The 23009-nt window shown below is 66.1% G+C and carries 19 protein-coding genes; 10 read left to right on the forward strand and 9 right to left on the reverse strand.

The window, feature by feature from the left end; translation table 11 throughout:
* Positions 1 to 14 precede the first annotated feature (14 nt).
* Genes AC5QAB_RS01550 through prmB form a run of 3 tightly spaced genes read right to left on the reverse strand, consistent with a single transcriptional unit; the run spans position 15 to position 3074 of the window.
* Positions 15 to 1052 carry a 2-hydroxyacid dehydrogenase gene (locus AC5QAB_RS01550; protein ID WP_046431836.1) on the reverse strand — a complete coding sequence of 346 codons (1038 nt, stop codon included), beginning with the start codon at positions 1050 to 1052 and terminating at the stop codon, positions 15 to 17.
* Positions 1045 to 2148 carry a chorismate synthase gene (aroC, locus tag AC5QAB_RS01555; RefSeq protein ID WP_014647893.1) on the reverse strand — a complete coding sequence of 368 codons (1104 nt, stop codon included), beginning with the start codon at positions 2146 to 2148 and terminating at the stop codon, positions 1045 to 1047. Before aroC ends, AC5QAB_RS01550 begins: the two co-directional genes overlap by 8 nt.
* Entirely contained in the window at positions 2145 to 3074 is a 930-nt protein-coding gene (prmB, locus tag AC5QAB_RS01560; RefSeq protein ID WP_197562084.1) for a 50S ribosomal protein L3 N(5)-glutamine methyltransferase, read from the reverse strand. Before prmB ends, aroC begins: the two co-directional genes overlap by 4 nt.
* A gap of 123 nt (positions 3075 to 3197) precedes the next feature.
* Between prmB and AC5QAB_RS01565 the strand changes: the two genes are divergently transcribed.
* On the forward strand, positions 3198 to 3848 hold the full coding sequence (locus AC5QAB_RS01565) for an SCO family protein (protein ID WP_014647895.1): 651 nt from the start codon (positions 3198 to 3200) through the stop codon (positions 3846 to 3848).
* Entirely contained in the window at positions 3845 to 4687 is an 843-nt protein-coding gene (gene asd / locus AC5QAB_RS01570; RefSeq protein WP_053496464.1) for an archaetidylserine decarboxylase, read from the forward strand. Before AC5QAB_RS01565 ends, asd begins: the two co-directional genes overlap by 4 nt.
* A 111-nt stretch (positions 4688 to 4798) precedes the next feature.
* Here asd and AC5QAB_RS01575 read toward each other — a convergent pair whose 3' ends face one another.
* Together AC5QAB_RS01575 and AC5QAB_RS01580 are read right to left on the reverse strand one after the other, a co-directional pair.
* Entirely contained in the window at positions 4799 to 5146 is a 348-nt protein-coding gene (locus AC5QAB_RS01575; protein WP_046431838.1) for a ribonuclease E inhibitor RraB, read from the reverse strand.
* 23 nt (positions 5147 to 5169) lie between these two features.
* The gene (locus tag AC5QAB_RS01580) at positions 5170 to 6789 is read right to left on the reverse strand and encodes a transglycosylase SLT domain-containing protein (protein WP_053494766.1); all 1620 of its coding nucleotides are present in this window, start codon (positions 6787 to 6789) and stop codon (positions 5170 to 5172) included.
* 122 nt (positions 6790 to 6911) lie between these two features.
* On the opposite strand from AC5QAB_RS01580, the gene AC5QAB_RS01585 reads away from it, so the two are divergent.
* Both AC5QAB_RS01585 and greB read left to right on the forward strand, forming a co-directional pair.
* Positions 6912 to 8417: a helicase HerA-like domain-containing protein gene (locus AC5QAB_RS01585; RefSeq protein ID WP_046431840.1), complete on the forward strand. Its 1506-nt coding sequence runs from the start codon at positions 6912 to 6914 to the stop codon at positions 8415 to 8417.
* Positions 8418 to 8541: 124 nt separating this feature from the next.
* Positions 8542 to 9048, forward strand: coding sequence for a transcription elongation factor GreB (gene greB / locus AC5QAB_RS01590; RefSeq protein ID WP_014647900.1), 507 nt, complete (start codon positions 8542 to 8544; stop codon positions 9046 to 9048).
* An 87-nt stretch (positions 9049 to 9135) separates the two neighbouring features.
* Here greB and AC5QAB_RS01595 read toward each other — a convergent pair whose 3' ends face one another.
* Positions 9136 to 9960, reverse strand: a complete 825-nt coding sequence (locus AC5QAB_RS01595) for a DUF3025 domain-containing protein (RefSeq protein ID WP_495233118.1) — start codon at positions 9958 to 9960, stop codon at positions 9136 to 9138.
* Positions 9957 to 11318: a 30S ribosomal protein S12 methylthiotransferase RimO gene (gene rimO / locus AC5QAB_RS01600; protein ID WP_046431844.1), complete on the reverse strand. Its 1362-nt coding sequence runs from the start codon at positions 11316 to 11318 to the stop codon at positions 9957 to 9959. Before rimO ends, AC5QAB_RS01595 begins: the two co-directional genes overlap by 4 nt.
* A gap of 204 nt (positions 11319 to 11522) precedes the next feature.
* Between rimO and AC5QAB_RS01605 the strand changes: the two genes are divergently transcribed.
* The 3 genes from AC5QAB_RS01605 to AC5QAB_RS01615 are packed head-to-tail and all read left to right on the forward strand — an operon-like array spanning position 11523 to position 12796.
* Complete coding sequence (locus AC5QAB_RS01605; RefSeq protein WP_032957503.1) at positions 11523 to 12194, forward strand: dienelactone hydrolase family protein; 672 nt, start codon at positions 11523 to 11525, stop codon at positions 12192 to 12194.
* The gene (locus AC5QAB_RS01610) at positions 12191 to 12613 is read left to right on the forward strand and encodes an HIT domain-containing protein (RefSeq protein WP_014647910.1); all 423 of its coding nucleotides are present in this window, start codon (positions 12191 to 12193) and stop codon (positions 12611 to 12613) included. The genes AC5QAB_RS01605 and AC5QAB_RS01610 overlap by 4 nt, the downstream gene beginning before the upstream one ends.
* Before the next feature lie 15 nt (positions 12614 to 12628).
* Complete coding sequence (locus AC5QAB_RS01615; RefSeq protein ID WP_005418011.1) at positions 12629 to 12796, forward strand: LiaI-LiaF-like domain-containing protein; 168 nt, start codon at positions 12629 to 12631, stop codon at positions 12794 to 12796.
* A 106-nt stretch (positions 12797 to 12902) separates the two neighbouring features.
* Here the strand turns inward: AC5QAB_RS01615 and dcd are convergent, their stop codons facing one another.
* Entirely contained in the window at positions 12903 to 13475 is a 573-nt protein-coding gene (dcd, locus tag AC5QAB_RS01620; protein ID WP_014037995.1) for a dCTP deaminase, read from the reverse strand.
* Between the two features lie 78 nt (positions 13476 to 13553).
* Entirely contained in the window at positions 13554 to 14408 is an 855-nt protein-coding gene (gene apbC / locus AC5QAB_RS01625; protein ID WP_495233119.1) for an iron-sulfur cluster carrier protein ApbC, read from the reverse strand.
* 213 nt (positions 14409 to 14621) lie between these two features.
* On the opposite strand from apbC, the gene AC5QAB_RS01630 reads away from it, so the two are divergent.
* The 3 genes from AC5QAB_RS01630 to AC5QAB_RS01640 all read left to right on the forward strand — a co-directional run bounded on the left by AC5QAB_RS01630 (position 14622) and on the right by AC5QAB_RS01640 (position 22899).
* The gene (locus tag AC5QAB_RS01630; RefSeq protein ID WP_197561892.1) at positions 14622 to 17411 is read left to right on the forward strand and encodes a TonB-dependent receptor domain-containing protein; all 2790 of its coding nucleotides are present in this window, start codon (positions 14622 to 14624) and stop codon (positions 17409 to 17411) included.
* A 387-nt stretch (positions 17412 to 17798) separates the two neighbouring features.
* Positions 17799 to 20777: a TonB-dependent receptor plug domain-containing protein gene (locus tag AC5QAB_RS01635; RefSeq protein ID WP_032957471.1), complete on the forward strand. Its 2979-nt coding sequence runs from the start codon at positions 17799 to 17801 to the stop codon at positions 20775 to 20777.
* A gap of 94 nt (positions 20778 to 20871) precedes the next feature.
* Positions 20872 to 22899 carry an alpha/beta hydrolase family protein gene (locus AC5QAB_RS01640; protein ID WP_014647914.1) on the forward strand — a complete coding sequence of 676 codons (2028 nt, stop codon included), beginning with the start codon at positions 20872 to 20874 and terminating at the stop codon, positions 22897 to 22899.
* The last annotated feature ends 110 nt before the right edge of the window (positions 22900 to 23009 follow it).

Raw genomic sequence — 23009 nt, forward strand, 5'->3', positions numbered from 1 at the left:
CGCGCGGAGGTTCCCTATCGTTTCCCGGTTTTTTTGCCCAGCGTCACGCGCGCGGCCATCGCCGCGTCAGCGTTGATCGCGCTCGGCATCCGCGACGGGCCGCCGTCCAGGCCGAGCCCGGCAAGCAGATTATCCACCGCCAGCTGTACCATCGCCGTGCGCGTGGCCAGCGAGGCGCTGCCGATATGCGGAGTGAGCACGACGTTGCGCAGCGCCAGCAGTTCCGGGCGTACCGTTGGCTCGCCTTCGTACACATCCAGACCCGCCGCAGCCAGGCGACCGTTGGCCAGCGCATCGGCCAGCGCGATCTCATCGACCAGGCCACCGCGGGCGATATTCACCAGCGTCGCCGACGGCTTCATCTTCGCCAGTGCGGCGGCATCGATCAGATGATGCGAGGCCGGCGTGTACGGCAGCACCAGCAGCAGGTGGTCGGACTGTGCCAGCAGCGTATCCAGGTCCACATAGGTCGCGCCCACTTCCGCCTCGGTCGCCGCCGGCAGCTGCGACCGGTTGTGGTACAGCACCTTCATGCCGAAACCGTGCGCGCCGCGACGGGCGATGCCCTGGCCGATGCGGCCCATGCCAAGGATGCCCAGCGTGCTGCCGTGGATATCGGCACCGAGCATGGTCTGGAACGACCACTGCTGCCACTGCCCTTCGCGCAGCCAGCGCTCGGACTCGGTGATGCGGCGCGCGGTGGCCATCAGCAGGGCGAAACCGAGATCGGCGGTGGTTTCGGTCAGTACGTCCGGTGTGTTGCTGGCCAGGATGCCGGCCGCGCTGAGCGCGTCGACGTCCAGGTTGTTGTAGCCCACCCCGACATTGGCGATCACCTGCAGCTGCGCGGCGCCGGCCACCTGGGCCGCGCCGATGCGCTCGTTGAGCGTGATGATCGCGCCGTCGGCGCTGGCCAGTTGTCCGGCGATCTGGTCCGGCGCCCAGGCGGTGACGGTGTCGGTGCAGCGCAGCTGCACGCGATCGCGCAGCGGCGCGATGGCCGCGTCGATCAGCGGCTGGCTCACCCACACGGTCGGCCGCGTGTCAGCCATCGATCTGCCCGGGAATGCGCGGGGTGATCGTGCCGACATCGCCGCACTGCGCGCGGTGGCGCAGCGCCTGGTCCATCAGCACCATCGCTACCATCGCCTCGGCGATCGGGGTGGCGCGGATGCCGACGCAGGGGTCGTGGCGGCCGGTGGTGACCACCTCGACCACGTTGCCGGACGTATCCAGCGACGGGCCCGGCAGGCGCAGGCTGGAGGTCGGCTTCAACGCGATCGAGGCGACCACCGGCTGGCCGGTGGAAATGCCACCGAGGATGCCACCCGCGTGATTGCTGGCGAAGCCCTGCGGGGTCAGCAGGTCGCGGTGTTCGGTGCCCTTCTGCGCGGCGCTGGCGAAACCGTCGCCGATCTCCACGCCCTTCACCGCGTTGATGCTCATCAGCGCGGCAGCCAGTTCACCGTCGAGTTTGCCGTAGATCGGCTCACCCCAGCCCGGCGGCACATTGTCGGCGACCACGTCCACGCGCGCACCGACCGAATCTCCGGACTTGCGCAGCGCGTCCATGTACGCCTCCAGTTCGGGCACCTGTGCAGCGTGCGGCCAGAAGAACGGGTTGTCTTCCACCGCCGACCAGTCGAAACCGGCCGGGGTGATGTCGCCCAGCTGCGACAGGTAGCCACGCACGGTGACGCCGAAGCGCTCGGCCAGCCACTTCTTGGCGACCACGCCAGCGGCCACGCGCATGGTGGTCTCGCGTGCCGAGGAACGGCCGCCACCGCGCGGGTCGCGGATGCCGTACTTGTGCCAGTAGCTGTAGTCGGCATGGCCCGGCCGGAACTGCTGGCCGATGTTGGCGTAATCCTTGCTGCGCTGGTCGGTGTTGCGGATCAGCAGCGCGATCGGGGTGCCGGTGGTCAGGCCCTCGTACACGCCGGACAGGATCTCGACCTCGTCGGCCTCGCGCCGCGCCGAAGTATGCCGGCTCTTGCCGGTGGCGCGGCGCTGCAGGTCGTGGGCGAATTCGGCCGCGTCCAGCGCCAGCCCCGGCGGGCAGCCATCGATCACGCAGCCGATGGCCGGCCCGTGCGACTCGCCGAACGTGGTGACGGTGAACAGCTTGCCGAACGAATTGGAGCTCACGGGCGCTGCGCCGCCAGTTCGGTGATGCGTGCGCTGTGGGCGATCAGCTCGCGGCATTCAACCGCGAAGATACCCATCTGGCCGACCTTGAATTCGATCCAGGCGAAATCGACTTCCGGCAGCAGCTTGACCAGATGCTGCTCGGACTCGCCCACTTCACAGATCAGCAGGCCGTCCTCGCTCAGGTGCAGCGGCGCGTCACGCAGGATCTTCAGCACCAGGTCCAGGCCGTCGTCGCCGGCACGCAGGCCCATCTCCGGCTCGTAGGAGTATTCCTGCGGCAGGGCATCGGTCTCGTCGTTGGTAACGTATGGCGGATTGGTGACGATCAGGTCGTAGTGGCGGCCGGACAGGCCGTTGAACAGGTCCGACTTGATCAGGGTGACGTTGTGCGCCTGCAGGCGCTCCTTGTTTTCTTCGGCCAGCGACAGTGCATCGTCGCTCAGGTCGACGCCGTCCACCTGCCAGTTCGGGTAGTAGTGGCCCATGGCGATGGCGATGCAGCCCGAACCGGTGCACAGATCCAGTGCACGGTACACGTCGCGGGCGGCCAGCCACGGCTCGAAGCCGCATTCGATCAGTTCGGCGATCGGCGAGCGCGGTACCAGGGCGCGCTTGTCGCTCTTGAAGCTCAATCCTGCAAACCAGGCCTCACCGGTCAGGTAGGCGGCCGGGATGCGTTCATCGATGCGGCGCTGGAACAGCTCCAGCACGCGCAGCTTTTCGGCCTGCAGCAGGCGCGCCTGGCCGTAGGCCGGGCCGAGGTCGTGCGGCAGGTGCAGGCTGTGCAGCACCAGCTGGGTGGCCTCGTCCAGCGCGTTGTCGTAGCTGTGCCCGAAGGTCAGCCCGGCTTCGTTGAAACGGCTGGTGCCGTAGCGGATCAGATCGATGATCGTGTGGAGTTCGGCGGCCGTTTCAGCGGTCATGGCGGTACTGCGGGCAAAGTGGCCCCCGATTATAGGGGCTGGCGCCCGTGGCGGCATCCGTTGCGGCGGAAACGATTCGGGCCACAGCCGGTATGATGGGGCCCACTTCGCGCGGGAGCCCCCATGTTCAATCGCAACGCCGGCATCATCCTGCTGATCGCCCTGGCGGCGGGTCTCGGCCTGCTGGCCGCCCAGCAGGTGTTCGCGCCGAAGCCGCCGGCCAATGCCCCGGCCACCGAAGCGATCACGCTGTACCCGCAGCCGCGCGAACTGCCCGACTTCAACCTGGCCCAGTCCGATGGCACCCGCCTGATCCCGGGCGAACTGAAGGGCCACTGGACCCTGGTGTTCCTGGGCTTCACCTTCTGCCCCGACGTCTGCCCGACCACGCTGGCCGCGCTGGCCGGCGCGCAGAACCAGTGGGAAGCCCTGCCCGACAGCCTGCGCCCACGCGTGCTGTTCATCTCGGTCGACCCAGACCGCGACAGCGCCACCCGCCTGGGCGAATACGTGCACGGCTTCCACAAGGACACCCTGGCCGCCACCGCTGACGTTCCCTCGCTGGAGCGCTTCGCCACCTCGTTGGGCTTCGTGTTCCAGAAGGTGCCGGGCAAGCATTTCGACGAGAACCCCGAGGATTACACCGTCGAGCATTCGGCCAGCCTGGCCGTGCTCGACCCGCAGGGCCGCCTCGCCGGCCTGGTACGCCCCCCGTTCAACGCGCCGGCGATCGCCCGCGACCTGCAGAAGCTGACCGAGAAAACCGCCCCATGAGCCTCACCACCGCCCTGACGTATGCCCTGCCCCACCGCCTGCTGTCCTCGATGGCGCGTTCGCTGGCGTACTCGGACGATCCGCGCGTGTCGCGCTGGCTGATCGACACGGTCACCCGCAAGTTCAACGTCAACCTGGACGAAGCGGCCAACCCGGACCCGCGCAGCTATTCGACCTTCAACCAGTTCTTCACCCGTGCGCTGAAGCCGGGCGCACGCGTGGCCGATGCCGATCCGCGCAGCCTGGTGATGCCGGCCGACGGCCGCATCAGCCAGCTCGGCAGGATCGAGGCCGGCCGCATTTTCCAGGCCAAGGGCCAGTCATTCACCGCTGCCGAACTGCTGGGCAGTGACGAGGACGCCAAGCCATACAACGATGGCCTCTACGCCACGGTGTACCTGTCGCCGCGCGATTACCACCGCGTGCACATGCCGTGGACCGGCACCCTGCGTGAGACCGTGCACGTGCCGGGGCGCCTGTTCAGCGTTGGTCCGGCGGCAGTGAACGGCGTACCGCGCCTGTTCGCCCGCAACGAGCGCCTGGTCTGCCACTTCGACACCAGCTTCGGCCCGATGGTCAGCGTGATGGTCGGTGCACTGCTGGTGTCCGGCGTGGAAACCGTGTGGAGCGGCGAGGAGATTCCGCACTACGGCGACCGCATCACCCGCAAGGACTACCGCGGCCAGGGCATCAAGCTGGAGCGCTTCGCCGAGATGGCACGCTTCAACTATGGCTCGACCGTGATCGTGCTCCTGCCGCCGGGCGTGGCCGAATTCGCCCCGCAGCTGGGCGCCGAAAGCCCGGTACAGCTGGGCCAGGCCCTGGCGAAGCTGCGCTGATAAAAAGGGGACGGAGGGGATTAAGTCGTTTATGCATAAACGACTTAATCCCCTCCGTCCCCTTTTCCACAACGGGATGCCGGCCAGCGGCCGGCACTACCGGTACGCGCGTTACTGCAGGGCCGGGGCCGGGCCGACGTCCATGCCGTCGTAGTCTTCCACGCCCTTCTCCGCGGCCAGCGCTGCGAATTCCTGGTTGCGACGGTCCAGCGAGGCTTCGTCGTGGATCTCCACGCGCTCCACATGCAGCACGTGGAACGGCGCGTCACCCTCTTCCGGATCTTGTTCGAACAGTTCCACGAAGGTGTAGCCCTGCGCCTGCAGGTGCTCTGCCAGTGCCTGCAACGGCTCAGCAGTGGAGTGCACGAAGAAGTACCCCCACAGCAGCGGGCCGTTGATGTCCCAGTCGGTGTTTTCGCGGAGGTTGGCGAACAGGTTGCGGGTGTCTTCGAGATCCATGCGGGTTCCAGGGGTCGGGGGAATTACTTGTCGCAGCCCTGCAGCTTCAGCGTCTGGCCGTGGCGCAGGCTGTAGGCCGGGGCCTTCAGGCCGTTGGCGCGGGCCAGGGTCGGCACGTCGCACTGGAACTTCGCCGCGATGGCGCCCAGGGTCTCGCCCTTGCCCACCTTGTGGCTGCGCACCGGCTTCGGGCGCGCGGCCGGCGCCGGGCGAGGCGTCACCACCGCCGCCACCGCCGCCACCGGCGTGGTCGGCACACTGGTGGAGGCCGCAGCGTCGGCCACCGGCACCACGCCGCCCACGGCGACGCTGCCGGTGTAGCTGGCCGCGGTCGGGCGCTTGATCGCCGCGTTCAGATCGGCGGTGATCAGCGTGCGGGCCAGGTCGGCACGCGGGCCACTGACGCAGTTGCGCTGGTACAGCCCGGCGATGCGGGTGGTGGCGTTGATCAGGGTGCCGGCCGGAATCCAGCCATCGGCTTCATAGCGCGGGTTGAGGTTGCGCAGCGCGCGCATGTAGCCATCACGGGTGCCGTGGCTGCCCAGGCAGATGGTCAGTTCATAGATGGTGGTGGACTTGGCCAGGCGCAGCGTGGCCGGCTGCGCGCTGATCTTCGGGAACTCCACGCCATACTGCTGCGGGTGCAGGAAGATCCAGGCCGCGGCAATCACCATCGGCACATAGTCCTTGGTCTCGCCCGGGAACTGGTTGTAGACACTGTCGGTCCAGAAGCTCTGGCCGGCGCTCTGCTTGAACACGCGTGCGGCACGGCCTTCGCCACCGTTGTAGGCGGCCACCGACATTTCCACGTTGTTGTTCAGTTCGCGCAGGCGTTCGTTGAGGTAGCTGGCGCTGGCCTCGGCGGCGCTGCGCGCATCGAAGCGCGTGTCGAAGCCGGTGCCATCCGGGCCGAGGCCGAAGCGACGGCCAGTGGCCGGCATGAACTGCATCAGGCCGGCGGCGCCGGCACGCGAGGAGGCGTGCACGCGGCCGTTGGATTCCTTGGCCATGATGCCGAACAGCAGCGCCTCAGGCAGGCCACGCTTCTCCCACTCCGGCCACATCACCGCGCGCAGGTTCTGGTAGTTCTCGTAGCTGGTCAGCAGCGCCGGACGCATGTCGGTCAGCCAGCGACGGATGCCGGCCTGCACCGCCGGGTTGTACTCGACCATGCTGTCGAAGGCGTGCCGCTTGTCGTTCAGCAGCGCGGCAGCGCGCGCGGCCTCGGGCACATCCGCGGTCAGCGGGCCGATGTGATCCGGGTCGGCTTCCAGGCGGTCCCCCCCCTCGTCGGCCACGTCATCGCTGGCAGCCGCATCGGCGTCGTGCTTGAGCAGGCGCTTGTAGCTGGCCAGCAGGGTGCCCATCTGGCAGCCCTTCTGCTTCACGCAGTCGTTGAGGACATCTTCCATGTCCTCCAGCGCGGCGTCGGCCTCGTTGCTGCCCTTGGGGTCGGCATTGGCGACCAGCAGCAGGGCGTCGCTGTAGCGCTTTTCGGCGACGGTCATGCGCTGCTGCAGCGCATCCACCTTCACCTTGTCCCGGGCCGAAACCCGCTGCGCATGGGCGTCGGGCGCCAGGGAAACCAGGCCGGCCAGGGCCAGCAGCGGCCAACCGCGGGAAATCAGGACAGGAACGGGCATTGATGGCACTGTGTGCGAAACAGGCAGGCAGAGTAGCGGCGCCGCCAAGGTCCGGGCAAGCCGACCTTCGGACCGTCACTGCCGGCGGTTAACATTGGGCTATTCATCACAAGGGCTGGACCATGGATCCGATTCTGCTCGGCAAAGGCATTACCGACGATATTGCCGTCACCCTGCTGCCGAAACTCGGCAACCGCCACGGCCTGGTGGCCGGCGCCACCGGTACCGGCAAGACCGTGACCCTGATGACGCTGGCCGAGGGCTTCTCGCGACTGGGCGTGCCGGTGTTCCTGGCCGATGTGAAGGGCGATGTCTCCGGCCTGGCCGTGCCCGGCAGCGGTGCCGAGAACCTGCTCCAGCGTGCCGCCGAGATCGGCGTGGCCGACTATGCGCCGGCCGCCAGCCCCACCCTCTTCTGGGACCTGTACGGCAAGCTGGGCCACCCGGTGCGCACCACCGTCAGCGAAATGGGCCCGACCCTGCTGGCGCGCATCCTCGAGTTGAACGACACCCAGTCCGGCGTGCTCGACATCGTGTTCAAGCTGGCCGACGACCGCGGCCTGCTGCTGCTGGACATGGACGACCTGCGCGCCCTGCTCGGCCTCGTCGCCGAGGAGCGCAAGGACATCTCCACCGAGTACGGCCTGGTCAGCGCGCAGTCGATCGCCGCGATCCAGCGTTCGGTGCTGCGCCTGGCGCAGGACGGTGGCGAGCACTTCTTCGGCGAACCTGCGCTGGAGCTGGCCGACATCATGCGCGTCAACCACGACGGCCGCGGCATGATCGGCATCCTCGCCGCCGACCAGCTGGTACTCAAGCCCAAGCTGTACTCCACCTTCCTGCTGTGGCTGCTGTCGGAGCTGTTCGAGCAGCTGCCGGAAGTGGGCGACCTGGACAAGCCGAAGCTGGTCTTCATCTTCGACGAGGCACACCTGCTGTTCGACGATGCGCCGCCATCGCTGGTGCAGCGCATCGAGCAGGTGGTGCGCCTGATCCGCTCCAAGGGCGTGGGCGTGTATTTCTGCTCGCAGTTCCCCGACGACGTGCCAGGCAACATCCTCGGCCAGCTCGGCAACCGCGTGCAGCACGCACTGCGCGCGTTCACCCCGCGCGACCAGAAGGCGGTGAAGACCGCGGCCGAAACCTTCGTGCCGAACCCGAAGCTGGACGTGGCCAAGGTACTGAGCCAGCTCGGCACTGGTGAGGCCCTGGTCTCCACGCTGCAGGACAAGGGCATCCCGATGCCGGTGCAGCAGACCATGATCGCGCCGCCACGCTGCCGGATGGGGCCGATCACCGAAGCCGAACGCGCCCAGGTGCGTGCCGGCAGCCCGGTCGGCAGTCGCTACGACACCGCGATCAACCGCGAATCGGCCGCCGAACTGCTGGCCCAGCGTGCACAGAAGACTGTCGAACAGGCGCAGGCGCCGGCCGCGCGCAGCCGCGAGCAGGACGAAGCGCAGGAAGGCGGTTTCGGCCAGGCGATCAAGGATGCGATCTTCGGCACCAAGCGCCGCCAGGGCATGATCGAGACGATGGCCAAGCAGACCACGCGCACCGTCGGCACCAAGCTGGGCAACCAGATCGTGCGCGGCATCCTGGGTGGCATCTTCGGCGGAAAGCGTTGATCTGCCACGGCCGGGGTCAGAGCCCTTTCCGCTGGAAAGGGATCTGACCCCAGGGTCGGATCCCCCGCCAGGGAGGGCTCCGACCCCACTCCCCGTTCGTCATCCGGAAAAGAAGTCGTATTGCATGTCGCGTTGGCGCCCCCCCGCAGAAAAAAGCACGGCACTGATCACCGCCTCCGGGCATGCCCGGCTGAAGGCCGAACTGGATGAGCTGTGGCGCGTGCGCCGCCCGGAGGTGGTGAAGGCACTGGCCGCGGCCGCCGCGGAAGGTGACCGCTCCGAGAACGCTGAATACACCTATCGCAAGAAGCAGCTGGGCGAGATCGACCGTCGCGTGCGCTACCTGACCAAGCGGCTGGAATCACTGCGCGTGGTCGACACCACGCCGACCGATCCGCTGGCGGTGTTCTTCGGCGCATGGGTGGAACTGGAGAATGTGGACAGTGGCGAGACCAGCCGCTATCGCATTGTCGGGCCGGATGAGACCGATGCCGGGCTGGGCTGGATCAGCATCGATTCGCCGTTGGCGCGGGCGCTGCTGAAGAAGCGACTGGATGATGAATTCTCGGTGGAGCTGCCCGGCGGGCAATTCACCTTTGCGGTGATCGGGGTGGAGTACGCGCCGTTGTAGAGTCGAGTCATGCCCGACCTCGCTGCCGTTGTAGAGCCGAGCCCATGCTCGGCTGGTGGGCAAACACAGCCGAGCATGGGCTCGGCTCTACAACGGCGGCGGGTATGTGCGCCCTGCACGCAACGGGCGGAAATAATCGGCATTGCGATAGAAGGCGGAATCCTGCACGCCGTGCCAGCCAGGAATACCCGCCAACGGCAGGGGCCGCAGCTGCAGCGGATCGGTCACTGCCCTGCCTTCGGCAATGGCCGCAGTCACCGCGTCAACGCAGGCAGCATCGGCATCACCCTGCACCACCACGCACTTGCCCACCAGCAATCGCCCCGGCAGCAGTGCCTGTTCCATCAACGCGTGCCCGAATACCGTGGCAATGGCGATGTCACCGCTCTGCCAGCGCGTTGGCTCGAACAACGCAGGCCAGTCATGCCCATCCCACGCGCGCAGCAACGTGACATCACCCACACGCACGATCACGCCGGTTTCGTCGAACTGGGTCAAGGCGGCCTGCGCGCGGTTGCGCTGGCCGCGTGGCATGGCTTCGATATGCCGGCACTGCTGCACGTTGAGTGCCCGCTTGAGCTGCGGCTGGGAGGCCCACACCAGCGCGTTGAACAGGTCGTGCCAGTTGTCGGCACGGGTGGCGATGCGCCCCTGCGCGATGCGGGCCTCGTAGTGCAGGCCATCGGCCAGCAACGCGGCATCCTGTTCGACCAGCTGCCAACCCGGCAGGGACAGGCGTGCGTCAAGCGCCGCGATGGACGGCCAGTGGGGGCCATCCAGCAGATCACGGAAATCCTGCAGCCCGGCAAACAGCGGCTGCGCGAACACCTGCGGATCGATCGCCGCACGTGGCGGCGGTACGAAGCGCCGGACGCCGCCCCCGTCATTGGCGGCGGTCGTCGCTGCGGTCACAGCATCTTGAGATCGAATGCCGGGCGGGTAGCGGCGGGCAGCGCGTCACCGTACAGGTCGTGCTCGTCGCTCTCGGTGATTTCCACGTCGACGAAGTCGCCCACGCGCAGCGGCACCTGGTCGGCGTTCTGGATGTGCACCAGTCCGTCGATCTCCGGCGCATCGGCCCTGGAACGGGCCACGGCGATATCGCCTTCGATGGCGTCGACCAGGCACTGCTGCACGGTGCCGATCTTGGCCTCCAAGCGTGCGGCGGAGATCTGCGCCTGCTTCTCCATGAAGCGGGCCAGACGCTCCTGCTTCACTTCCTCCGGCACAGCATCGGGCAGATCGTTGGCGGTGGCCCCCTCGACCGGCGAATAGGCGAACGCGCCCACGCGATCCAGCTGCGCTTCGTCGAGGAACGACAGCAGTTCTTCGAACTCGGACTCGGTCTCGCCCGGGAAGCCGACGATGAAGGTCGAGCGCACGGTGATGTCCGGCGCGATACGGCGCCAGTTCTGCACGCGCTCCAGGGTCTTCTCGACCGCACCGGGGCGCTTCATCAGGCGCAGGATGCGCGGACTCGCATGCTGGAACGGGATGTCCAGGTACGGCAGGATGCGGTTCTCGGCCATCAGCGGCACCACTTCGTCCACGTGCGGATACGGGTAGACGTAGTGCATGCGCACCCACGCATCCAGCTCGGACAGGCCTTCGCACAGCGCCTTCAGGCGGGTCTGGTAGGCCTTGTCGCGCCACATCTTCTCGGCGTACTTCACGTCCACGCCGTAGGCCGAGGTGTCCTGCGAAACCACCAGCAGCTCACGCACGCCACCACGCACCAGGCGCTCGGCTTCGCGCAGCACCTCATCCACCGGGCGCGAGACCAGCTTGCCGCGCATCGACGGAATGATGCAGAAGCTGCACTTGTGGTTGCAGCCTTCGGAAATCTTCAGGTAGGCGTAATGGCGCGGGGTCAGCTTGATGCCGTAGTCGGGCACCAGATCCACGAACGGATCGTGCTTGGGCGGCAGTGCTTCATGCACCGCTTCCATCACGCTCTGGTAATCCTGCGGGCCGGACACCGCCAGCACGTTGGGGTACGCCTCGCGGATCTGCTCAGGGCGCTTGCCCAGGCAGCCGGTGACGATGACCTTGCCGTTCTGGTTCATCGCCTCGCCAATGGCATCCAGCGACTCGGTCACCGCCGAATCGATGAAGCCACAGGTGTTGACCACCACCACGTCGGCCGAATCGTAGGACGGGACGATGTCGTAGCCTTCCGAGCGGAGCTGGGTGAGGATGCGCTCGGAATCGACGAGGGCCTTCGGGCAGCCAAGGCTGACGAAGCCGACTTTGGGGTTCAGCTGGGACATGGAATCGCAAGACTCTGGGGGCCTGGGCCCCTGCCGGCATGGCAGGGGTACCTGGGGGCCGGGGCCTGAAAGGGCGCCAGTATACCGGGGTTGGCAGCCGCCCTCTGAACGCCCAGCCGCCCGATCCGGCACAGCCGCTGACGCCGCGCTAACCGGCGCAGCGCCAACAATGCAGCTCTGTTCCCAGCAACGAGGAAGATGACGATGGCCGAGTGGATCACCCTGGATACGCATCACGGCCCGGTACGGGCCTGGCAGGCCCTGCCGGACGGCACCGCGCGCGGCGGCCTGGTGGTGGTGCAGGAAATCTTCGGCGCCAACCCGCACATCCGCAGCGTGGCCGAGCGCTTCGCAGCCGAAGGCTATGCGGTGCTGGCGCCCTCGTTCTTCGACCTGGTCGACGGCCCCGACGCCGACCCGGATGCGCTGCCCTACGACGCCGAGGGCGTGAAGCAGGGCCTGGAACGGGTCGGCGCGCTGGGCATGGAACGGGCGCTGGAGGTCGTGCGCGCGGCGGCCACCCGGCTGGCGCCCTACGGCAAGGTCGGCACCGTCGGCTACTGCTGGGGCGGCACGGTGGCGATGCTGTCCGCACTGCGCCTGGGGCTGCCGTCGGTCAGCTACTACGGTGCGCGCAACGTGCAGTTCCTCGACGAGGCGCCCAAGGCCCCGGTGATCTTCCACTTCGGCGCCCAGGACCGCAGCATCCCGCCGGAAGCGGTCCAGGCCCACCGCGAGAAGCTGCCGCAGATGGCCACCTACGTCTATCCGGCCGATCACGCCTTCAACCGGGAGGTCGGACATGCGTATGATCCAGACAGCGCCGCCCTGGCGCTGCAACGCACCCTGGACTTCTTCTCGGAGCATCTTGGATGAGCGAATTCGAACTCGATTCACGCCTGGCCACCGATAGCGTGCTGGTGGCGGAAGGACCGTTGTCGCAAGTGCGGCTGATGAACGACGAACGATTCCCCTGGCTGGTGCTGGTACCGCGCCTGGCCGGGGTGACCGAGTGGATCGAGCTGGACGGCGAGCAGCAGGACAAGCTGCGCACCGAGCTCAACCGCGCCTGCAAGGCCCTGAAGGGTGCCGACGGGGTGGAGAAGATCAACATCGGGGCGCTGGGCAACATCGTGCGCCAGCTGCACTTCCATGTGATCGGCCGCCATGACGGTGATCCGGCCTGGCCGGGCCCGGTCTGGGGCAGTGGCCCGGCGCACCGCTACGAGCCGGCGGCGCTGGACCAGCATGTCGCCTACTGGAAGGAACGGCTAGGATATCCGGCCCAGTCCTGAGCCTTCGCCGACCCGATGCGATTCAACCTCGTTGCCGCCGTCCTGCTGATCCTGATCGGCCTGTTCATGCTCGCCAGCAATCTCGGCTGGACGCACCTGAACCTGTCCAAGCTGCTGTTGACCTGGTGGCCGGTGGCCCTGGTTGGTGTCGGCATCGCGATGCTGTTCGGTCGCGGCAAATAAGGAAGGCGGCGCATTGCGCCGCCTTCCTTCATGTAGAGCCGAGCCATGCTCGGCTTCAATGCAGGGCAGCCGAGCATGGCTCGGCTCTACAAATCGCCTGCAATCGTCAGGTCCGCGGCAGGGTCACGCCGGTCTGGCCCTGGTACTTGCCGCCACGGTCGCGGTAGGACGTCTCGCAGACGTCATCGGCGGCCGCCTGGAAGAACAGCATCTGTGCCACGCCTTCGTTGGCGTAGATGCGCGCCGGCAGCGGCGTGGTGTTGCTGAATTCCAGGGTGACGTGGCCTTCCCATTCCGGCTCCAGCGGCGTCACGTTGACGATGATGCCGCAGCGCGCGTAGGTGCTCTTGCCCAGGCACACCACCAGGGTATCGCGCGGGATGCGGAAGTACTCGACGGTACGCGCCAGCGCGAAGCTGTTCGGCGGGATGATGCATTCGTCGGCGGTGATGTCGACGAAGCTGCCCGAGTCGAAGTGCTTGGGATCGACGATCGTCGAGTTGATGTTGGTGAACACCTTGAACTCGCGCGAGCAGCGCACGTCGTAGCCATAGCTGGACGTGCCATAGCTGACGATGCGCTGGCCGTTGGCCTGCTTCACCTGCCCGGCCTCGAACGGCTCGATCATGCCGTGCTGCTCGGACATGCGGCGGATCCAACGGTCACTCTTGATGCTCATGCTTTGTCCTGGGGGTACGAGGGGGCGCGAGGATTCTAGCAGGGGCCCGGCCTCGGCCGGCGGCCCCTGCCCCGGCCCTTACAGCAGCGACGACAGGATCGGGATCGAAGCCCGCGGGCGCCTGCCCACTTCCTCGATCAGGCGCTGTGCGGCATGGCGGTAGGCCTGGGCCGGCGCCGAATCCGGCTGGGCGACGGTGATCGGGGTGCCTGCATCGCCCTGTTCACGGATGCCGATCTGCAGGGGCAGAGAGCCCAGCAGCGGCACGCCGTACTGCGCGGACATGCGCTCGCCGCCGCCCTCGCCGAACAGGTGCTCGATGTGCCCGCAACTGCTGCAGGTGTGCACCGCCATGTTCTCGACGATGCCCAGCACCGGCACCTCGACCTTCTCGAACATCTTCAGCGCTTTCTTCGCGTCCAGCGTGGCGATGTCCTGCGGCGTGGTGACGATCACCGCACCGGCCAGCGGAATCTTCTGGGTCAGGGTCAGCTGGATGTCACCGGTGCCCGGCGGCAGGTCGATCAGCAGGAAATCCAGGTCGTCCCACAGGGTGTCGTTGAACAGCTGGGTCATCGCCGAGGTGGCCATCGGGCCACGCCAGATCATCGGCGTGTCCTCCTCGATCAGGTAGCCGATCGACATGGTGTCCACGCCAAAGGCACGCAACGGCTCGATGCTCTTGTTGTCCGGGCTTTCCGGGCGACCGGACAGGCCCAGCATGGCCGGCACGCTCGGCCCGTAGATGTCCGCATCGAGCACGCCCACGCGCGCACCGAGCTGCTGCAGCGCCACGGCCAGGTTCACCGAGGTGGTGGACTTGCCGACGCCGCCCTTGCCCGAACCGACCGCGATCACGTTGCGGATGCGGGCATGCGGCGTAAGTCCCTTCTGGACCTGGCTGACATGGGGACGGCGGGGAGAACTGTTCACAACGGGCACCGGCGGGGTCAGGGGGATAACCCGACATCATACAAGCTGGATGCAAGCTGACTGAAATTCAGGAATGCGACAGATTCGTGCACAGATTGTTAAGTTCATGTTACGTTCGATGAGCACTGTTTTGAGCTGCGGAGCCGGATATTCCAGCCCGCGCGATGGCGCATGCGCAGTGCCGTTTTTGTTTTTGCTCTCCAATGGAATTACATGAAACACGTCAGCAATACCGCACGTCGCAACACGCTCGCTGTCGCCCTGATGTCCGCTCTGATGGCCGCCGCCCCGGCAATGGCCCAGGACAAGGCGACCAACCTGGACAAGATCACCGTCACCGGTTCGCTGATCCCGCAGACCCAGGTCGAAACCCAGACCCCGGTGATGTCCATCACCGCCGAAGACATCCAGACCCGCGGCTTCAGCAGCGTTGCTGAAGTTCTGCAGCAGTCGTCGCTGACCACCGGCGGCCTGCAGGGTGGACAGACCTCGGGTGCGTTCACCCAGGGCGCCGAAGCCGCCGGCATGTTCGGCCTGAACCCGGGCTACACCAAGTACCTGATCAACGGCCGCCCGATGCTCTCGTATCCGGCGCTGTACAACGGCAGCGAGTCGTTCAACAACATCAGCGGCATTCCGATCGACATCGTCGAGCGCATCGAGGTCCTGCCGGGCGGCCAGTCGTCGCTGTACGGCTCGGACGCGATCGCCGGCGTGGTCAACATCATCCTGAAGGAACGCATGGACGGCGGCACGATGTCGATCCGTGGCGGCACCTACACCGAAGGTGGTGGCAGCAACATCCGCTTCAGCGCCGCCAAGGGCTTCAATGCATTCGACGACCGCTTCCACGCGCTGGTCAACGTGCAGATCGAAAACGGCAGCCCGATCTGGGGCTACCAGCGTGACATCACCAAGCAGAACAACCCGGTCGGTTACACCGCACAGCTGCCGTCGAACGACTTTGCCGTCATCGGCAACGCCGACAACAAGCTGTACATGATGGACCCGACCCGCTGCGCCAACGTCGCAGGCCTGTACGACGGCACCACCACCGTCGGCAAGCGTGCATCGGGCGAATCGTGCGGCTCGGTGTACAGCGCCGGCTACAAGACCCTGAAGAACGGCAAGAACAGCGGCCAGTTCTACTCGTCGATGACCTTCGACGTGAACGACAACTTCCAGCTGTTCGCCGATGTGCTGTACAGCAAGGAGAAGACCGAGTTCACCTCCGGCTCCAGCGCCCTGTGGTGGGGCACCAAGTCGGTGACGGGCGGCTTCTACGACCAGGGCCTGGGCAAGGTCGTGAACCTGCAGCGCGCCTTCGCACCGGAAGAAATCGGCCCGGGCCACTACAACAACATCCTGAACTCCGATGAGAGCCGTTCCTACCAGGTCACCCTGGGCGGCAAGGGCATGGTCGGCGACTGGGACTACAGCGCCAGCTTCACCCGCGGCGAATACCGCCTGGACCAGAACCGCTTCGCGCGCTGGAAGGACAAGATCGAAGGCTTCTTCGGCGACACTGTGCTGGGCCCGCGCCTGGGTACCACCGCTGATGGCTTCGGCATCTACAACCCGGACTACGCCGCGTTCTACTCGCCGATCACCCCGGACCAGTTCGCCAGCTTCACCGGCTATGGCACCCACCGCAGCAAGACCTGGCAGAACCTGGGTCGCGTGCAGGTGACCAACGGTTCGCTGTTCTCCCTGCCGGGCGGCGACGCCGGCCTGGCCGTGGTGCTGGAAGGTGGCAGCGAAGGTTGGGATTACTCGCCCGACCAGGCCTTCGTCGATGGCAACGCCTGGGGCGCCACCGCCGTGGCCGGTGCCGGCCACCGCAGCAACTACGCGGTGACCAGCGAACTGCGCATGCCGGTGTTCGAGTCGCTGACCATCAGCGCCTCGGGCCGCTACGACGCCTTCAAGATCGCCGACAAGACCGTTGACAAGGCCACCTACAGCATCGGCCTGGAATACCGCCCGGTTGAGAGCCTGCTGCTGCGCGGCAAGTACGGCACCGCATTCCGTGCGCCGACCCTGTCCGATGCCTTCCAGGGCATGAGCGGCTCGTTCGCCTCCGGCCAGAACGACTACTACCGCTGCAGCCAGATGGGCTACGCGCTGCGTGACGAAGCCTGCTCGTTCTACAAGACCACCTCGGTGTACAGCGAAAAGTCCGGCAACCCGGACCTGAAGCCGATCACCGCCGACGTGTGGAGCGCGGGCGTGGTGTGGGCCCCGGTGAGCAACTTCTCGCTGTCGGTCGACTACTACAACTGGAAGATCAAGAACGAGGTCAAGACCCTGAGCACCGACCAGCTGCTGCTGGCCGAGTACCAGTGCCGCAACGGCCTGCCGAACAACACCTCGGCCAGCTGCCAGAACGTGACCGACTGGGTGTCCCGCGACGCCGGTGGCAACCTGGCCCGCGTGTACACCCCGAAGCTCAACGTGGCCAGCCAGAACCTGGAAGCGGTGACCGTCGGCGCCAAGTACCAGCAGGACCTGGGCCGCTTCGGTTCGCTGATGTTCTCGGGCAACTACACCAACATGCTGAAGCGTGAAGTGGTGCCGCTGCCGGGCGCACAGAAGCTGGATCTGCTGAGCGATCCGTACAACATGTGGTACTACGACAACTTCGCCAAGGTGCGCGGCGATGTGTCGGTGGGCTGGGCCATCTCCAAGTTCACCACCACCCTGTACGCCAACTACGTCGGCAGCACCCCGAACTACCTGGCCTACACCGGCCGCAGCTATGACTACGTCCACTCCTCCGGCGCCAAGGCCGGCAAGTGGGGCTCGTACACCACCTACAACATGAGCCTGAACTACCAGGCGCAGGACGATCTGACCCTGTCGCTGATGGTCAACAACGTGTTCAACAAGCTGCCGGAAGGCCAGCGCTACAACTACCCGGGCAACGAATCGACCCCGTTCAACGACGGCTTCTACAGCGTCTACGGCCGTCAGATCTCGGCCCAGGTCAAGTACGACTTCTGATCCCGTCGTATTCCGGACTGCGTGTCTGGACCAGGCCCCGCTTCGGCGGGGCCTTTTTTTGTCCGTCGCACAGCACGGCCACATCCCGTTCACGGTTCAGACACGTTTGACATGAACCGAAACAAATCAATACATATCAATGAGATGAAGGAGAAATGGGCCCTCCTGTCACTGCAAGGCGCGCCCATCACCCACAGCTTCATGACTCCCTCGTGAACGTTTGACAGGCTCGGTTAATGTCGTGTTAATCTCGGGTCATCGGCACGTGAAGCCGGTACCAGCGCCGGGTGGCAGCACGCTGCCGACCCCGGGCAAGGGGCACACGGAGACGCCGACAAGGACCTGTCCCGGTGTACGACGCAATCATTCGATTCAAGGGGATTTCAGATGATCAATCGCAAGTCGCTCAGCAAGCACCCGCTGAGCTTCGCCCTCGCCTCCGCCGTGCTGCTCGCTGCGGCTGCCCCGGCGATCGCACAGGACGCCTCGGGCTCGACGCAGACCACCGAAGAGGCATCCAAGTCCAAGGCCACCAATCTGGATACGGTGACCGTCACCGGCTCGCGCATCAGCCGCGACGTGTTCAACTCGGTCTCGCCGGTGCAGGTCGTCACCCGTGAAGAAACCACCCTGGCCGGCTTCAACTCGACCACGGCGGCCCTGCAGAGCACCGCGGTCACCGCCGGTGCGGCGCAGATCAACAACGCCTATGGCGGCTACGTCACCGACGGTGGCCCGGGCGCCAACACCCTGGGCCTGCGCGGCCTCGGCCCGACCCGCACCCTGATCCTGCTCAATGGCCGCCGCGTGTCGCCGGCCGGTACCCGCGGCTCGGTGGGCTCGACCGACCTGAACGTGCTGCCGAACTCGATCGTCGACCGCGTCGAAATCCTGAAGGACGGTGCGTCCTCGATCTACGGCTCCGACGCCGTTGCCGGCGTAATCAACATCATCACCAAGAAGAAGGTCGATGGCGTCAGCTTCGAAGCACAGCACAACGCCACCGATGGCGGCGGCGGTGAAGAGCGCCGTTACTCCATCATGTTCGGTGCCACCGGCGAGCGCTCGCACTTCTCCGGCTCCTATGAGTACTACACCCGCAACGAGCTGACCCTGGCCGACCGCAGCTGGGCCGGTGGCTGCCCGACCGACATGTACCGCGACATCGACGCGGGCGACTATTGGGGCAGCGGCGACTTCATCGACCCGCTGACCGGCAAGCCGAAGTGCTGGTCGCTCGATGCCGGCGGCACCACGCTGAACACCATCGGCACCAACACCCGTACCGGTGTTGCGGCCCCGGGCGGCGCCGGCACCCGCTTCAACCGCTGGCGCCCGAATGCGGCCATCACCACCGGCCTGGTGGGCTACGAAGGCGTGGACCTGAACACCCGCGACACCTTCGATCCGGCCATGCGCAACCAGTCGCTGATCTCGCCGACCAAGACCCACACCCTGTACCTGCAGGGTGGCTTCGACCTCAACGCACTGGGCGATGCCGAGCTGTACTACGAGTTCCTGGGCAACAAGCGCAAGTCGACCCAGACCGGCTATCGCCAGCTGACCCTGGACTATGCCGTGGGCAGCCCGCTGATCCCGGCCAACCTGCGTGACAGCGTTGCCGGTGCTCCGACCGACCAGACCAGCGGCAAGAACCTGGGCGTGCGTGCGTTCATCGGTTTCGGCAACGACACCAACAAGCAGAACGTCGACTTCCTGCGCTTCAATGCCGGCCTGCGTGGCCACCTGAGCTCGGAGTGGAACTATGACTTCAACGTCATGCACTCGCGCAGCGACGCCGACTACACCTTCGAGAGCTTCCTGACCAGCCGCCTGCGCCAGAGCCTGGACGTGGTCTCCAACGGTGCCGGTGGCTATGTCTGCCGGGACGGTTCCAACGGCTGCATCGCCGCGCCGGCGCTGAACACCAACACCATCGGTGGCAAGCTGCCGCAGGACTGGAAGGACTGGGTGTTCGTGCCGGTCACCGGCAACACGCTGTACAAGGAAACGACGGTCAACTTCAACGTCAACGGCCCGCTGTTCGACATGCCGTACGGTTCGGCCGGTGGTGCGTTCGGCGTCGAGTACCGCAAGGCACGCATCGACGACACCCCGTCGCCGTACTCGATCAATGCCGACCTGTACAACCTGACCAACGCCACTCCGACCCGCGGTTCGGACTCGGTGTTCGAAGCCTACGGCGAACTGGAACTGCCGCTGCTGTCCGGCGTCACCGCTGCCGAGGAACTGACGGTCAACCTGTCCGGCCGCTACACCGACTACAAGTCCTACGGCTCGGATGAGACCTACAAGATCGGCGCGCTGTGGACCCCGGTGAAGTGGCTGTCGTTCCGCGCGTCGTACGGCACCTCCTACCGCGCACCGGCGCTGTTCGAACAGTTCCTGGGCGGCACCACCGGCTTCCTGAGCAGCAGTGCCGACCCCTGCAACGAGTATGGTGATCGCAACCCGAGCTCGCCGCGTTACCAGAACTGCGCATCGCTGGGCCTGGCACCGGACTACCTGGCCACCCAGGGCGTGACCGTGGTCACCCAGGGTGGTGCCGAGGCCGGCCTGGAAGCCGAAACCTCCAAGGCCAAGACCCTGGGCGTGGTGATCCAGCCGGAATTCGGCAGCGGCTTCGGTGACCTGTCCTTCGCCGCCGACTACTTCGACATCGAAGTGAAGAACGGCGTCGACAGCGCGGGCGGCGCGAACATCCTGTCGCGCTGCTACGACAGCGGCAGTGCCGACTTCTCCTCCGGTTCGGGTCTGTGCCGCCTGGTGGCCCGCAACCCGGTCAACAACCAACTGGTGGTGACCAACGGCTTCATCAACCTGTCCACCGACAAGGTCCGTGGCCTGGACTTCACCACCCGCTATGTCCGCGAAATCGGCCCAGGCACCCTGCGCACCACGCTGCAGTTCACCCACTACCTGGAACAGGCCAGCAAGGTCTTCTCCGACGATCCGCTGGTGGACTACAACGGCATGCTGTCGCGTCCGGAAAACACCGCCTCGCTGGACCTGAGCTACAAGTGGAAGAACTGGCAGGTGCGTTACGGCCTGGACTGGATCGACAAGATGGACAGCTACGCGTACTACGAGGAGCGCAACCCGGGTGACTTCGATCCGGCCACCTCGGCGTACAAGCTGTACACCCCGAACTACTTCCTGCAGGCCATCTCGGTGAAGTATGAAGCGGACAAGTGGTCGGTCACCGGTGGCGTGCGCAACTTCGCCGACCGCAAGCCGCCGACCATCTCCCAGGGTATCTACAACACCGTCGGCAACGCGCTGCTGTACAGCGGCTTCGACTACTTCGGTCGCAGCTACTTCCTGAACATCACGCGTTCGTTCTGATCCTGCTCCCTGCAACCGCCGCCCTTCGGGGCGGCGGTTCCATTTCAGGCACCGGATTCTCCGCAGGCCGGTGCCAACGCATTCCGAGGTTGCAATGAAGCGAGCCCTGCTGCTGGCGGCCCTGGCCAGCCTTTCACCGTTGCTGCACGCCAAGCCTGTGGCGCCCACCATCGAACAGATGGCCGCCTTCCCGGCCATCTCCAGCCTGTCGTTGTCACCAGACGGAAAACACATCGCCGGCCTTCGCGCCGATGGCGAGGAGCGCGTGATCGTGGTTTGGCGGACCGATGCACTGGACAAGCCACCCACGGTGATCGGCGCCAACCGCATGAAGTTCCAGAGCGTGTCGTTCATCAAGAACGGACAGCTGGCCGTCGTGCTGTGGCAACCCTATGACCTGCGCGCCGACCGGGTGACCAAGACCTTCGTCAGCAAGTTCTTCATCACCGACATCGAAGGCAAGCAGTGGAAGGAGCCGATCACGCCGCCGCGCGCCTCCAGTCGCAATGAAGAGCTCGAGCAGGCACTGGCCAACGCCACGGTGCTCGACACCCTGCCCAACGATCCCGACCACATCCTGGTGGTCAACGGTTCGGGCAGCAGTTCCGGTGACGTCTACAAGGTCGACCTGCGCAACTTCACCTCCCAGCGCATCCAGAAGACCGAAGAGCGCGTGGCGGGCTATATCACCGACCTGGACAGTGAACTGCGGGCACGCCTGCGGCAGGACGTCGACGGTACCGGCGCCTACGTCGCCACCGAGTTCCGCTCGCCTGCCAACGGTGCCTGGGAGGAGCATTTCCGCTCCTACGTGAAGAACCGCGACGTCAACCAGGTGATCGGCTTTGCCGATGATCCGAACATCGCGTTCGTACTCAGCAATGTCGGCCGCGACAAATCAATCGTCTACGAGTACGACATCACGGCCCGCAAGCAGAAGGAAGTGCTGTTCGAGCACAAACTGTTCAACGCCGGCTCGATGCTGATCAACCGCCACCGGAGCGGTGCGGTACCCTTCGGCGAGATCATGGGAATCGGCTACGCCGGTCCGCGCGGCGACGACATCCAGTGGACCTCTCCGCGCATGAAGGCCCTGGACCAGGGGCTGCGCCAGGCGCTTGGCATCCGCCAGGAGCCGCTGGCGATGGTCGATACCGCGAACGGCCAGCGCTACACCGCCAACTACGATACAGGCCTGAGCTACCGCATCGTCGACTACACCGCCGATCTTTCCAATGTGCTGGTGGCTACCTCCGGCCCTTCCAACCCGCCCGAGTATCACCTGCTGCACGACGGCAAGCTGACCCTGCTGGCCAAGACCTATCCGCAGATCCAGCCAGCCGCGCTGGGCACCACCCGGCTGGTCTACTACAAGGCACGCGACGGGCTGGACATTCCGGCATTCCTGACCACGCCCAGCACCGAGCTGTGCGGTGCCGGCCCGTGGAAAGCCGTGGTGCATCCGCACGGCGGCCCGTGGGCACGCGATGGCATGGACTTCGACGGCTCGATGTGGGTACCGCTGATGGCATCACGCTGCATGGCGGTCCTGCGCCCGCAGTTCCGCGGCTCGGCCGACTGGGGCCGCAAGCTGTGGATGGCCGGTGATGCCGAATGGGGCCAGAAGATGCAGGACGACAAGGACGATGGCGCGCAGTGGATGATCGACCAGAAGATCGCCCAGCCCGGCCACATCGCCATGTTCGGCTTCTCCTATGGCGGCTACTCGGCGTTCGCGGCTTCGGTGCGTCCCAATGGCCTGTACAAGTGCGCCATCGCCGGTGCCGGCGTTTCGGACATCAAGAAGATCTGGTCGCGCTTCTATACCAACCCGTTCTTCCGCCAGGCCCAGGCGCCGACCGTGGCCGGCCTCAACCCGGTCGACAAGGCCGGTGAAATGAAGATTCCATTGATGGTCTACCACGGTGACCGCGACCGCACGGTGCCGATCGAGCAGTCGGAGTGGTTCGTGAACAAGGCCAGGGGTTCGGGGCAGCCGGTCGAGTTTCACGCCATCGCCGACTACGCGCATGGTCCCGCCTGGACCCGCGCGATCATGGGTGACCAGCTCAGGCTGATCGACGACTACCTGGGCAAGGGCTGCGGCGGCGGCGGCCTGTAAGCCGCACCGCTTCCTGCAAGGGCGCCCACGGGGCGCCCTTGCACGTTCTGGCCCCTTGCGCCCGGACATGACCTTCGACACCCTTGCAGGCCAGGCCGGCGGCGTATCGT

The organism is Stenotrophomonas sp. YJH_SMC_127 (genome assembly GCF_059372445.1).